Here is a 13,294-nt window from a genome sequence, read left to right on the forward strand (position 1 = left end):
ACGCGGGGGCGAATGGTAAAATTCGCGGATGAAAAAACTCGTGATCCTGATTTCCGGTCGCGGCAGCAACATGGAGGCCATCGTCCGCGCGTGCGCGCAGGAACGCTGGCCGGCCGAGGTCGCCGCCGTGATCGCCAACCGGCCCGACGCGGCCGGCCTGGCTTTTGCCGCGTCGCACGGGGTGGCGACCGCGGTGGTCGACCATCGTTCGTTCGACGGCCGCGACAGCTTCGACGCGGCGCTCGCCGCCGAGATCGACCGCTTCGCGCCCGATCTCGTCGTGCTTGCCGGCTTCATGCGCATCCTTACGCCCGATTTCGTCAGACGATATGAGGGCCGGCTGCTGAACATCCACCCGTCGCTGCTGCCGAGCTTCAAGGGCATCCACACGCACCAGCAGGCGCTGGATGCCGGCGTCGCGCTGCATGGCGCGAGCGTGCATTTCGTGATTCCCGAACTCGACAGCGGCGCGATCGTCGCGCAGGGCGCGGTGCCCGTGCGCGCGGGCGACGACGCGGCCGCGCTCGCGCGGCGCGTGCTGACGGTCGAGCACGTGCTGTATCCGCGTGCGGTCCGCTGGTTCGTCGAGGGGCGCCTGCGCCTCGAGAACGGCAGGGCAGTGGTCGCGCCGGAAGAGGCGCGCTGGATTTTCGCGGATCAACCGCATACCGAAACGAGCGAGGGCGTATGAAGCTGCACGGATTCCTGATTGGCCAGACCGAGACCTTGCTGGCCGAGGTGCTGAAGTTCACCGGCCCCGCCGACGCGACGACGAGCCGGTTCTTCCGTGCGCACCCGAAGCTCGGCCACGCCGAGCGCGGCGTGATCGCCGAGGCGGTGTTCGCGGTGCTGCGCCGCAAGATGGAGTTCTCGCACCTCGCCGAGAGCGGCACGGGCAGCCCCGCGCGGCGCCTGACGCTGCTCGGCCTGATGCAGACGCTCGGCCGCAATGCGCTGAAGCCGTTCGTGTCCGACACCGAGGCCGCGTGGCTCGAGCACGTGTCGAAGATCGATCCGGCGAGCCTGCCGGTGCGCGTGCGCACCAACCTGCCCGACTGGATCTACCAGGCGCTGTCGGCCCGTTTCGACGCAGAGGAACTCGCGCAGCTCGCCGCCGCGCTGAACTACCCGGCGCCGCTCGACTTGCGCGCCAACGCGCAGAAGGCGACGCGCGACCAGGTGATCGACGCGCTGCGCGCGAACGGCATCGACGCGGGCGAGACGCCGTTCGCGCCGCAAGGCGTGCGCGTCGTCGGCAAGCCGGCGCTCACGCGCCTGAAGCTGTTCGAGGAAGGCCAGATCGAGGTGCAGGACGAAGGCAGCCAGCTGCTGTGCTCGCTGGTCGCGCCGCGCCGCGGCGAGATGGTCGTCGATTTCTGCGCGGGCGCCGGCGGCAAGACGCTCGCGCTCGGCGCGATGATGCGCTCGACCGGGCGCCTCTATGCGTTCGACGTGTCGGAAAAGCGCCTCACGAAGCTGAAGCCGCGCCTCGCGCGCAGCGGGCTGTCGAACGTGAACCCGGTGCTGATCGACAGCGAACACGACGCGAAGATCAAGCGGCTCGCCGGCAAGATCGACCGCGTACTGGTCGATGCGCCGTGCAGCGGCCTCGGCACGCTGCGCCGCAACCCCGACCTCAAGTGGCGCCAGACGCGCACGTCGATCGAGGAACTCACGCCGAAGCAGGCGTCGATCCTCGCGAGCGCCGCGCGTCTCGTGAAGAAGGGCGGCCGGCTCGTGTACGCGACCTGCAGCGTGCTCGACGCGGAAAACGAGGCGATCGTCGAGCAGTTCCTCGCCGACCATCCGGACTTCGTGCTGGTGCCCGCACAGAAGGTGCTGGCCGACCAGCGCATCGAACTCGAGACCGGCGACTACCTGTCGCTGTGGCCGCACCGCCATGCGACCGACGGCTTCTTCGCCGCGGTGCTGGAACGGCGCGCCGCGCAGTAACGGCGGGGCGCACGGACGATGGAGAATCTGCAGAACCGCCTGCTGTCGCACCGGCTCGCGTCGGTGATCCGCGACTTCAACCAGCCGGTGATGATCTGGCAGGCGGCGATCCTCGTCGGCGCGCTGTGTTTCGCATGGGTGGCCGCGCGCTTCGTGCACGGCCGCATCGACGCGCGCCGGCGCGCCGCCGGCCGGATGCCGGGCGCCGGGGCGCAGAGCCTGAAGCGCGCGCTGTTCCCGCTGTTCGGCGGGTTGTTCGTGCTGGCCGCGCAGCTCGGGTTCGACCCGTTCATGTCGACGTCGCTGCTGTCGCTCGCGCTCGTGCCGCTGTTCGGCATCGGGCTGATCTACGTGCTGTTCTTCTTCGCGCGGCGCGTGTTCGCCCGCGACGGCCACACGCATGCGTGGCTGTCGATCGTCGAGAAGATCGTGTCGGTGATCGTGTGGGCGGCGATGGTGCTGACGGTGCTCGGGATCCAGCGCGACGTGATCGCGTGGCTCGACAGCGTGCAGTTTCGCGTCGCGAATGCGCACCTCACGCTGCTGTCGGTGATCTCCGGCGCGCTGTGGGTGTGCGTGACGCTGATGGTCGCGATGTGGCTCGGCTCGGTGCTCGAGGAGCGCCTCGCGCGCGCCACCACGCTCGACGCGAACCTGAAGGTCGTGATGTCGCGGATCGGCCGCGCGCTGCTCGTGTTCGCGGCGATCCTGATCGGGCTGTCGCTCGTCGGCATCGACGTGACGGTGCTCGGCGTGTTCGGCGGCGCGGTCGGTGTCGGCCTCGGCTTCGGGCTGCAGAAGATCGCCAGCAACTACGTGTCGGGCTTCATCATCCTGCTCGACCGTTCGCTGCGACTCGGCGACGCGATCAGCGTCGGCGGGCTCCAGGGCGTCGTCACGCAGATCCGCACGCGCTATACGGTCGTGCGCGGCCTCGACGGCAACGAGACGCTGATCCCGAACGAGAAGCTGATCACCGACGTCGTGCAGAACCAGTCGTCGTACCTGACGCGCGGCTACGCGAAGGTCGCCGTGCAGATTGCTTATACCAGCGACGTCGAGCAGGCGCTCGCGGTGCTCGCGGAAGCCGCGAAGGGCGTGCCGCGCGTGCTCGCTGAGCCGGCGCCGACGCCGTATCTGGTCAGCTTCGGCGCGGACGGGATCGACCTGGAGCTCGGCTTCTGGATCGAGGATGCGGCGAAGGGCACGTCGGGCGTGCGTTCGTCGGTGAACCGCAACATCTGGCGGCTGTTCGGCGAGCACGGGATCTCGATTCCGTTCCCGCAGCGCGAAGTGCGCGTGGTCGGTTTGCCGGAGGGGTTCGCCGCGACCGGCGTGGTCGCCGAGGGCATGCCCGTGGCCGATGGCCTGTCGGTGGACGGGCGGGCGTCGGCCGCGTAGACGCGGCTGACGGCGCGAATCGGGCGGGGCCTGCGGCCAGAACCGGATCGCGCGCCTTTCCCGGTCCGCCGATGGACTGTTTGCGTTGCGTCAAGACAAGAGAATATTCATTTTTTACAAAGACTTGGAACGGTTGAAGTAAAATTCCGGTCTACACGCGGTATGCTTTCATTTTTATGACGTCGGCCGGCGCCGGCATCGCTCTCACCACAGGTAACTGCCTTGTTGAATTCCCTGCTCGATTTTCTTTCCCACGGGCTCCTGCGCTTTTCGTGGTGGCAGGTCGCGCTGTTCGCGCTTGCCGTCACGCACGTCACGATCATCGGCGTGACGGTCTACCTGCACCGCTGCCAGGCGCACCGCGCGCTGGAGCTGCACCCGATCGCGAGTCACTTCTTCCGCGCTTGGCTGTGGATGACGACCGGCATGCTGACGGGCCAGTGGGCCGCGATCCATCGCAAGCACCACGCGAAGTGCGAAACCGAGGAAGATCCGCACAGCCCGCAGACGCGCGGCATCTGGAAGGTGTTCCTCGAAGGCGCCGAACTGTATCGCGCGGAAGCGAAGAACGAAGAAACGATGCGCAAGTTCAGCCACGGCACGCCGAATGACTGGATCGAGCGCAATGTGTACTCGAAGTACCCGATCCTCGGCGTGAGCCTGATGATGGTGATCGACGTCGCGCTGTTCGGCGTGCTCGGCCTGACCGTGTGGGCCGTGCAGATGGTCTGGATTCCGTTCTGGGCCGCGGGTGTCGTGAACGGGTTCGGCCATTTCTGGGGCTACCGCAACTTCAACTCGGCCGATGCGAGCACGAACCTGTTCCCGTGGGGCATCGTGATCGGCGGCGAAGAGCTGCACAACAACCACCACACGTTCGCGACGTCGGCGAAGCTGTCGAACAAGTGGTACGAGTTCGACATCGGCTGGATGTACATCCGCATCATGTCGGCATTCGGTCTCGCGAAGGTGAAGAAGGTTGCACCGACGCCGCGCCTGAACAAGCCGAAGACGGTGCTCGACCAGGAAACGCTGCAGGCCGTGCTGTCGAACCGCTACGAAGTGATGGCGCGCTACGGCAAGGCCGTGAAGCGTGCCTATCGTCAGGAGCTCGCGCACCTGAAGGAACTCGGCTCGAGCGAGAAGTACCAGCTGATGCGCGGCGCGCGCAAGTGGTTCCACAAGGACGCCGACGGCCTCGACGAACCGCAGAAGAAGCTGCTGCCGGAGATCTTCGCGAACAGCCAGAAGCTGCACACGTACTTCCAGCTGCGCCAGGATCTGGCCGCGATCTGGGATCGCTCGACCGCTTCGCGCGAACAGCTGCTCGCGCAATTGCAGGATTGGTGCCATCGCGCGGAACAAAGCGGCATCAAGGCGCTGCAGGAATTCGCGACGCGCCTGCGTCGCTACGCCTGATTCGAAATCGATTAGAATCTCAGGACGTCACAAACCCCGCGTTGGCGGGGTTTTTTCATTTGGGCGGCCGGTTTTCGAAGGGCGACTGGAAGCCCGGAATTCGTATGAGGCTCGGGGCGGCGCTGACGTGCCGCTCCGGGGCGAGCGTAGGGATGGGGCTGGAGTAAGCGCTGAAGCGTTAACTCTGGCCGACCGCGAAGCATGGGACCCGAGTAAGTGCTAAAGCGCTAACTCGGGTCGACCGCGAAGCATGGGACCCGAGTAAGCGCTAAAGCGCTAACTCGGGTCGACAGGAGATATGGAGATGCAATCGACGATCAAACCCGTCGAGTACGACCGGCCGGTCTCGGCGGGAACCGTCTGTGGGGTAGGCCAGGCGTGGGCCAAAGTGCCCGAGGCGCCGTCCGCCGAAGAACGCGCCGCGCTGAAGGCGCGCATCAAGGCGCTGCTCGCACGTGAAAAGGCCGTGCTCGTCGCTCACTACTACGTGGATGCCGAGCTGCAGGAACTGGCGGACGAAACCGGCGGCTGCGTCGCCGATTCGCTCGAAATGGCCCGTTTCGGCCGCGACCACGACGCGCAGACGCTCGTCGTCGCCGGCGTACGCTTCATGGGCGAAACCGCGAAGATCCTGAGCCCCGGCAAACGCGTACTGATGCCCGATCTCGACGCGACCTGCTCGCTCGATCTCGGTTGCCCGGTCGACGAATTCTCCGCGTTCTGCGATGCGCATCCCGATCGCACCGTCGTCGTCTACGCGAATACCAGCGCCGCCGTGAAGGCCCGCGCGGACTGGATGGTCACGTCGTCGATCGGCCTCGAAATCGTCGCGGACCTGCACGCGCGGGGCGAGAAGATCATCTGGGCACCCGATCGCCATCTCGGCAGCTACATCCAGAAGAAAACCGGCGCGGACATGCTGCTGTGGCAGGGTTCGTGCCTCGTCCACGACGAATTCAAGGGCATCGAGCTCGACCTGCTGCGTGCCGAATATCCGGACGCGAAGGTGCTCGTGCATCCGGAGTCGCCGGAAAACGTCGTCGCGCAGGCGGACGTCGTCGGCTCGACGACCCAGCTGATCGATGCCGCCGTGAAGCTCGACGCGACGCACTTCATCGTCGCGACCGACCTCGGCATCCTGCACAAGATGCAGCTCGCGGCGCCCGGCAAGACCTTCATCGCCGCGCCCACGGCCGGCAACAGCGCGACCTGCAAGAGCTGCGCGCATTGCCCGTGGATGGCGATGAACGGCCTCGCGAACCTCGCCGACGTGCTCGAGCGCGGTCACAACGAGATCTTCGTCGATCCGGCGATCGGCGCGCGCGCGCGTCTGCCGATCGACCGGATGCTCGATTTCGCCGCGGCGCACAAGAAGCGCGTGCAAGCGAGCGGCGATCTGCAGCGCGATCAGCAACTGTTCGCGAACGTGGGGGCCGCATGACCGGCGCAGTCTCTCCGCTGTTCGAAGCCGTCCGCGCACAATACGGCGCGGCGTTCGACGAAGCGATCGCGCGCAACGTCGCCGATGCGATCGCCGAAGACGTCGGCACCGGCGACCAGACCGGGCGGCTCGTGCCGGCCGGCGAGCGGCGCCGTGCGCGCATCATCGTGCGCGAGGAAGCCGTGTTGTGCGGCGTGCCGTGGTTCGAGGCCGTCATCGCGCGAATCGATCCGTCGATCGTCGTGCAGTGGCGCTATCGCGAAGGCGACCGGATGGCGCCGGATTCGACCGTCTGCGAACTCGAAGGGCCGGCGCGCGCGCTGTTGACGGCCGAGCGCAACGGACTGAACTTCCTGCAGCTGCTGTCGGGCGTCGCGAGCGCGACGCGTCGTTACGTCGATCGCGTCGAAGGCACGCGCACGAAGATCCTCGATACGCGCAAGACGCTGCCGGGCCTGCGGCTCGCGCAGAAGTACGCGGTGCGGGTCGGCGGCGGCGAGAACCAGCGTCTGGCGCTGTACGACGGCATCCTGATCAAGGAAAACCACATCGCGGCTGCCGGCGGTGTCGGCGAAGCGCTCGATGCGGCGTTCGCGCTCGAATCAGGCGTGCCGGTGCAGGTCGAAGTCGAGACGCTCGCGCAGCTCGATACGGCGCTCGCGCATGGCGCGCAGTCGGTGCTGCTCGACAACTTCACGCTCGACATGATGCGCGAGGCAGTGCGCATCGCGTCCGGCAAGGCCGTGCTCGAAGTGTCGGGCGGCGTCAATTTCGATACGGTGCGCACGTTCGCGGAGACGGGCGTCGACCGTATCTCGATCGGCGCGCTGACGAAGGACGTGCGCGCGACCGACTACTCGATGCGGATCGTCGACTGACCGCGCGACATACCGTCTGACGAAAAAAGCCGCTGGCGCGCATGACGCCAGCGGCTTTTTTTGTGCGGCGGCAGCCGGGAAGGGCGTACCGGTCAGCGGCGCGAGCGGGGCGTGAGCACGCTCGGCAGCGCCTTCGGCAGCGTGTGCGGCCAGTCGCGGCTGTAGTGCAGCCCACGGCTTTCGCGGCGCGAGTACGCGCTCTTCACGATCAGCGTCGCGACGTCGACGAGATTGCGCAGCTCGAGCAGGTCGCGCGTCACGCGGAAGTTCGCGTAGTACTCGTGGATCTCGTCGCGCAGCAGCGACAAGCGGTGCTTCGCGCGCTCGAGACGCTTGTCGGTACGCACGATGCCGACATAGTTCCACATCAGCCGGCGCAGTTCGTCCCAGTTGTGCGCGACGACGACTTCCTCGTCCGCATCCGACACGCGGCTTTCGTCCCATGCGGGCAGCTTGGCCGGCGTTGCAGCGTCGAAGCCGGCCGCTTCGATCGCCTCGGCCGCCGCGCGGCCGATCACGAGGCATTCGAGCAGCGAATTGCTCGCGAGCCGGTTCGCGCCGTGCAGCCCCGTATACGACGTCTCGCCGACCGCATACAGGCCCGCGAGATCGGTGCGCCCCGCGAGATCGGTGACGACGCCGCCGCACGTGTAGTGCGCGGCCGGCACGACCGGAATCGGCTGCTTCGCGATGTCGATGCCGAATTCGAGGCAGCGCGCATGGATCGTCGGGAAGTGCTCGCGCAGGAACGCTTCCGGCTGGTGGCTGATGTCGAGATACACGCAGTCGATCCCGCGCTTCTTGATCTCGAAGTCGATCGCGCGCGCGACGATGTCGCGCGGCGCGAGTTCCGCGCGCGGATCGTGTGCGGGCATGAAGCGCGTGCCGTCCGGCAGCTTGAGCAGGCCGCCTTCGCCGCGCACGGCCTCCGAAATCAGGAACGACTTCGCATACGGATGGAACAGGCAGGTCGGGTGGAACTGGATGAATTCCATGTTCGACACGCGGCAGCCCGCGCGCCACGCCATCGCGATGCCGTCGCCGGTCGCGGTGTCGGGGTTCGTCGTGTACAGGTAGACCTTGCCGGCGCCGCCGGTCGCGAGCACCGTGTGCGGCGCCTCGATCGTGATCGTGCGGTCGTTGTCGACGTCGAGCGCATACAGCCCGTGACAGCGGCGCCCGGGCAGCCCGAGCCGGTCCGACGTGATCAGGTCGATCGCATGGTGGTTTTCGAAGAACGTGATGTTCGGATGCTGGCGTGCGCGGTCGGACAGCGTCGCGAGCACCGCATGGCCGGTCGCGTCGGCCGCGTGGATGATCCGGCGGTGGCTGTGGCCGCCTTCGCGCGTCAGGTGGAAACCGAGTTCGGCCGCATCGTCCTTCGTGAACGGCACGCCCTGGGAGATCAGCCATTCGATCGCTTCGCGGCCATGCTCGACGATGTAGCGAGTCGCGCCTTCGTCGCACAGCCCGCCGCCGGCGACCAGCGTGTCGTCGACGTGGTTCTCGATGCTGTCCGCCGAATCGAGGACGGCCGCGATGCCGCCTTGCGCGTTATCGCTTGCCCCCTCCATCATCGAACGTTTCGCGATCAGCGCGACACGTCGCGTGCTGGCCAGGTTGAGTGCGACCGACAGCCCTGCCAGGCCGCTGCCGACGATCGCCACGTCGAATTTCATGCTGCATCTCCATCGTTACGCTTTAGATCTTGTGCGTTCCGTCGACTTTGGCCGCGGAAAGGGGAGAGCATACCGCGTCGGGCCCGAGCGTGCGCGCGAAACCGCGCAAAACAAAAAGCCCCGCATGTGCGGGGCTTTTCGGTCGCCGTCAGGCTGGCAGAAACCGGAGATTACTTGATCTTGGTTTCTTTGTATTCCACATGCTTGCGGACGACGGGATCGAACTTCTTGATCGCCATCTTTTCCGGCATGTTGCGCTTGTTCTTCGTGGTCGTGTAGAAGTGACCCGTACCAGCGGTCGACTCAAGCTTGATCTTGTCGCGTGCGCCTTTTGCCATGATTGTGCTCCTTGGGCTTAGGCTTCGCCGCGTGCGCGCAGGTCAGCGAGCACGGAATCGATGCCGTTCTTGTCGATCAGGCGCAGGCCGGCGTTCGAGACGCGCAGGCGCACCCAGCGGTTTTCGCTCTCCACCCAGAACCGGCGGTTTTGCAGGTTCGGCAGGAAGCGGCGCTTCGTCTTGTTGTTGGCGTGGGAAACGTTGTTGCCGCTCATCGGCGCTTTCCCAGTTACTTGGCATACGCGTGCCATGAGAGCACTCCTAATACGCTAAATTCGGGGTTCGATCGCCGATGAAGGTTCCATCGTACTGCCACGTGATCCATGGCTGCACTCAGAACGCCGAAGCCTGTAAAGACAAGGCCCTTCGATGGCTAGAACTGGTTGGAAAAAAGACAGACGACGATTCTAGCAGAAAAAGTTCAGAAAAATCAAACCCAATTTCGCATCGTCGTTGCGGCGCCCGTGGGGCGGGTCGCCGGGCCACAGTCTACAGCCAACCGGCGCGCGCGAACGAAAATGTATCGCTGGTGCCGACGACGACGTGATCGAGCAGCCGCACGTCGACGAGTTCGAGCGCGTCTTTCAGCACCCGCGTCAGGCGGCGGTCCTCCGCGCTCGGCTGGACCGCGCCCGACGGATGATTGTGCGCGACGATCAGCGCCGCGGCGTTCTGCTGCAGCGCGCGGCGCACGACCTCGCGCGGATAGACGGCCATGCGCGTCAGCGAGCCGCGCGTGATTTCCTCCATGTCGATCAGGCCGTTGCGGGCGTCGAGGTACACCGCAATGAATACTTCGTGCGGGCGCGAGCCGATCTTCAGCCGCAGGCAATCCTCGACGGCGCCGGGCGAATCGATCTGCAAGCGCGCGTGCGCCTTCTCCTCCAGCATGCGCCGCGCGATCTCGGTGACCGCGACGAGCCGTGCGGAGCGCGCGGGACCGATGCCAGGGTGCATCTCGAAGTCGCCGGAGGTCGCCTCGAGCAGGCCGCGCAACGTGCCGAACTGCCTGACCAGCGCGCGGGCGGTGACGAACACATCGTGCCCGGGCTTGCCCGTGCCGAGCAGCAGCGCGATCAGTTCGTCGTCGGTCAGTGCGGCGGGCCCGCGCTCCAGCAGCCGTTCGCGCGGCCGCTCGGGGCGCCAGTCGGCCGGGCGGCGCTTGCGCAGGCGGATCGGGACGACGCGGCCCGGCGCAGCGGCCGGTGGGTCGGCGGTGTCGCGGCATTCGGCCGGCGCGACGGCGAGAGAGGATGACGGCATGATCGAAACTCCATTGGCGGCGGCCGTGTGCGCGACGTCGTCGCACTTTCAGCCTTGCGCGCTCAGGTGACTTACAATATTGGCTTTGCGCCGGGCCTTTCGGCCAGTTCGGGCGCCGACGAACACGAGTCATTCATGAGCATCATCGATCTATCCGAAGTGAAGCCCGGTTCCCATGTCACGCTGCATTACCGGCTGGCACTGGCCGACGGCGCCGACATCGTCAACACCTTCTCCGACAAGCCCGCCACGCTGCTGCTCGGCGCCGGGCAACTGGCGCCCTCGCTGGAACAGATTCTGCTCGGGCTCAGGGTCGGTGACCATTCGACTTTTCAGCTAACGCCCGAGCAGGGGTTCGGTCCCCGCAATCCCGACATGCTCCAGCGCGTGACGCTGTCGACGCTGCGCGAGAACGGGATGGTCGGCGACGATTTCACGCCGGGCGAGCTGATCGAATTCAACGCGCCGGACGGCGGCCGCTATGCAGGGGTGCTGAAGGAAGTCAGCGAAACCTCGGCGCTGTTCGACTTCAATCATCCGCTCGCGGGCCAAGCGCTCACGTTCGAAGTGAAAATCATCGGAATCCTGTAATCATGAGCACCACCGATACGCTGTCCGGGCAGACCGTCGCCGCCGATGCCGAAATCCTGCTGGCCCAGCCGCGCGGCTTCTGCGCAGGGGTCGATCGCGCAATCGAGATCGTCGAGCGCGCGATCGCGATGCACGGTGCGCCGATCTACGTCCGTCACGAGATCGTCCACAACAAGTACGTGGTCGAGGATCTGAAGAAGAAAGGCGCGATCTTCGTCGAGGAACTCGAGGAAGTGCCGGCCGGCAACACCGTGATCTTCAGCGCGCACGGCGTGTCGAAGGCCGTGCGCGACGAGGCGGACGTGCGCGGGTTGCGTATTTACGACGCAACCTGCCCGCTCGTCACGAAGGTGCACGTCGAAGTGGCGAAGATGCGCCAGGACGGCGTCGACATCGTGATGATCGGCCACAAGGGCCACCCGGAAGTCGAAGGCACGATGGGGCAGGTCGAGCGCGGCATGCATCTCGTCGAAAGCGTCGAGGACGTGCAGAAGCTCGCACTCGCCGATCCCGAGCGCATCGCGCTCGTCACGCAGACGACGCTGTCCGTCGACGACGCGGCCGAGATCATCGGCGCGCTGAAGGCGAAGTATCCGAAGATCCGCGAGCCGAAGAAGCAGGACATCTGCTACGCGACGCAGAACCGCCAGGATGCGGTGAAGTTCATGGCGCCGCAGTGCGACGTCGTGATCGTCGTCGGCAGCCCGAACAGCTCGAATTCGAGCCGCCTGCGCGAAGTGGCCGAGAAGCGCGGCGTGGCCGCGTACATGGTCGACGCGCCCGATCAGATCGATCCGGCCTGGGTCGCGGGCAAGCGCCGCATCGGCGTGACGGCCGGCGCATCGGCGCCGGAAGTGCTCGCCCAGGCCGTGATCGCGCGGCTGCGCGAGCTCGGCGTGCGCAATGTCCGCGCCCTCGACGGCATCGAGGAAAACGTGTCGTTTCCGCTGCCGCGCGGGCTCAACCTGCCGCCCGCCGCCTGATTGCCGCATCGCACCTGCGATACCCCCGAAGCGCGCCTCCCGGCGCGCTTTTTTTTGCGTCGCGAAAACGAGATGCAACCATTGTTCACAGCAATGGTGCAACCCGGTTGCTATCGCCGCGCGTAGCCGCTTCTCAAAATTGGTTGCAATGCAGGAAAACCCCATCGAATCAGGATTATTGGCGGCCTATAAATGGAGTTACAATGCGCCCGTTTTCAGGCCGGAATGGCTTTGAAATCGGGTTTTGGCAAGGCGCGGGAGACCTACTCGATGCATGTGAAGTTGGCTGACGCCATGTCCGTCGCCGCACCGGTTGCAATGCTTGCCGGCTGTAGCAAAAAGAGCGACGACGAGGCGGGCAGGGAGACTGCGGCACCCGCAGTACCGGCGGCCAGCGACGTGCGCGCTGCCGGAACCGGACGTGCGGCGCGGTCGGTGTGCCGCATTGCGCAATCGGACAGTGACAAGGACAACGGGGCACGTTTGGCGATCGAGGAAATCAACGCGCAGGGTCCGAAGATCGGCATGCATTCGGCACGGCGGGCAGCACGCGCCGGCGGCGCTGCCATCGACCGGGCGACGGGCAAGCTGATTGCCCGACAACGAGCCGCCGGCCATGATGCGGCAGCAGCAGGGCGCGCCGCACGGCGGGCGCCCGGGTTTCGGGGCAACGCAGGCGACGTGCAGATGTCACTGATTCCCTTTCATTTCGATTCGACGAAACAGCGTGTCGCCGCGACCCATCGCGTCGCGGCGGGCGGTCTGCTTCGTTTCACGGATTCCGACGCAGTCCTGACGAAAGTCGGGCGCCACCTTCGCGATGCCGGTTCGGGCGCCGCGCGGGTGGCGGCGGACGGCCCGCTTGCACCGCAGGCGACGGCGTCCGGCATCGGAGCGCAAACCCTTGGCGACATCGGCATGTGCGCCGTCAAGGTGGTCGAGCCCGCGGGCGACGCGGCGCGGAACCTGATCTGCCCGGACGCGGGGTTCGCCCCGGCCCGGACGGAAAAAGGCATGGCGTTCGGGCAACCGGACACCGGCCGTTGCGGCACGCTGCCCTACGACTTCAAGGAGGCCAAGTACACCGTCCTCGATGTCGTGACGATTTAGCGACGGGACTCATGATGGCACCGGAACAGTGCGGTGTCGTTTCTGTATCCGTTCCGGCGGCAGGTCCGGCCGTACAGGCCGGGCGGCGCGCGCCGGGGCGATCCACCCTTACCGGTATCGACTAGTACCCGCAGTGTCGCCGCGAAGGCGCGATTCCTCGCTTACCCGCGGGGCGCAACGTCCTCCGGCAGCATGGGCCAAGGAGCTTTAAATGGATATTTTCGTCCAGCAGATCCTC

General features: G+C 66.3%; 13 protein-coding genes. 9 read left to right on the forward strand and 4 right to left on the reverse strand.

Annotated features, from left to right (window positions below):
• The first annotated feature begins 28 nt into the window (after positions 1-28).
• The 6 genes from purN to nadC all read left to right on the forward strand — a co-directional run bounded on the left by purN (position 29) and on the right by nadC (position 7,092).
• On the forward strand, positions 29-691 hold the full coding sequence (purN, locus tag U4Z31_RS03350; RefSeq protein ID WP_124663056.1) for a phosphoribosylglycinamide formyltransferase: 663 nt from the start codon (positions 29-31) through the stop codon (positions 689-691).
• Positions 688-1,953, forward strand: coding sequence for an RsmB/NOP family class I SAM-dependent RNA methyltransferase (locus tag U4Z31_RS03355; RefSeq protein WP_044845593.1), 1,266 nt, complete (start codon positions 688-690; stop codon positions 1,951-1,953). Before purN ends, U4Z31_RS03355 begins: the two co-directional genes overlap by 4 nt.
• Positions 1,954-1,971: 18 nt before the next feature.
• Positions 1,972-3,354 (forward strand): mechanosensitive ion channel family protein, encoded by a 1,383-nt coding sequence (locus tag U4Z31_RS03360; RefSeq protein WP_321809413.1) that lies wholly within the window; start codon positions 1,972-1,974, stop codon positions 3,352-3,354.
• A gap of 222 nt (positions 3,355-3,576) precedes the next feature.
• Positions 3,577-4,773, forward strand: a complete 1,197-nt coding sequence (locus tag U4Z31_RS03365; protein ID WP_124523871.1) for an acyl-CoA desaturase — start codon at positions 3,577-3,579, stop codon at positions 4,771-4,773.
• A 304-nt stretch (positions 4,774-5,077) separates the two neighbouring features.
• The gene (gene nadA, locus U4Z31_RS03370; protein ID WP_044845643.1) at positions 5,078-6,214 is read left to right on the forward strand and encodes a quinolinate synthase NadA; all 1,137 of its coding nucleotides are present in this window, start codon (positions 5,078-5,080) and stop codon (positions 6,212-6,214) included.
• Positions 6,211-7,092: a carboxylating nicotinate-nucleotide diphosphorylase gene (gene nadC, locus U4Z31_RS03375; protein ID WP_124523875.1), complete on the forward strand. Its 882-nt coding sequence runs from the start codon at positions 6,211-6,213 to the stop codon at positions 7,090-7,092. Before nadA ends, nadC begins: the two co-directional genes overlap by 4 nt.
• 92 nt (positions 7,093-7,184) lie before the next feature.
• On the opposite strand, the gene nadB is transcribed toward nadC, so the two are convergent.
• The 4 genes from nadB to radC form a co-directional block, all read right to left on the reverse strand.
• Positions 7,185-8,771, reverse strand: a complete 1,587-nt coding sequence (gene nadB / locus U4Z31_RS03380) for an L-aspartate oxidase (protein WP_044845597.1) — start codon at positions 8,769-8,771, stop codon at positions 7,185-7,187.
• Between the two features lie 170 nt (positions 8,772-8,941).
• The gene (rpmG, locus tag U4Z31_RS03385) at positions 8,942-9,109 is read right to left on the reverse strand and encodes a 50S ribosomal protein L33 (protein WP_006478046.1); all 168 of its coding nucleotides are present in this window, start codon (positions 9,107-9,109) and stop codon (positions 8,942-8,944) included.
• Between the two features lie 17 nt (positions 9,110-9,126).
• The gene (gene rpmB, locus U4Z31_RS03390) at positions 9,127-9,360 is read right to left on the reverse strand and encodes a 50S ribosomal protein L28 (RefSeq protein ID WP_004186391.1); all 234 of its coding nucleotides are present in this window, start codon (positions 9,358-9,360) and stop codon (positions 9,127-9,129) included.
• A 238-nt stretch (positions 9,361-9,598) separates the two neighbouring features.
• Positions 9,599-10,372 carry a RadC family protein gene (radC, locus tag U4Z31_RS03395; RefSeq protein WP_321809414.1) on the reverse strand — a complete coding sequence of 258 codons (774 nt, stop codon included), beginning with the start codon at positions 10,370-10,372 and terminating at the stop codon, positions 9,599-9,601.
• A gap of 135 nt (positions 10,373-10,507) precedes the next feature.
• Between radC and U4Z31_RS03400 the strand changes: the two genes are divergently transcribed.
• The 3 genes from U4Z31_RS03400 to U4Z31_RS03410 all read left to right on the forward strand — a co-directional run bounded on the left by U4Z31_RS03400 (position 10,508) and on the right by U4Z31_RS03410 (position 13,056).
• On the forward strand, positions 10,508-10,963 hold the full coding sequence (locus U4Z31_RS03400; protein ID WP_044845599.1) for an FKBP-type peptidyl-prolyl cis-trans isomerase: 456 nt from the start codon (positions 10,508-10,510) through the stop codon (positions 10,961-10,963).
• A gap of 2 nt (positions 10,964-10,965) precedes the next feature.
• Complete coding sequence (gene ispH, locus U4Z31_RS03405; protein ID WP_044845600.1) at positions 10,966-11,946, forward strand: 4-hydroxy-3-methylbut-2-enyl diphosphate reductase; 981 nt, start codon at positions 10,966-10,968, stop codon at positions 11,944-11,946.
• 270 nt (positions 11,947-12,216) lie between these two features.
• Positions 12,217-13,056 (forward strand): branched-chain amino acid ABC transporter, encoded by an 840-nt coding sequence (locus U4Z31_RS03410; protein WP_321809419.1) that lies wholly within the window; start codon positions 12,217-12,219, stop codon positions 13,054-13,056.
• Positions 13,057-13,294 lie beyond the last annotated feature (238 nt).

Origin of the sequence: Burkholderia sp. BCC1985 (assembly GCF_905339915.1) — a bacterium.
Lineage (GTDB): Bacteria > Pseudomonadota > Gammaproteobacteria > Burkholderiales > Burkholderiaceae > Burkholderia.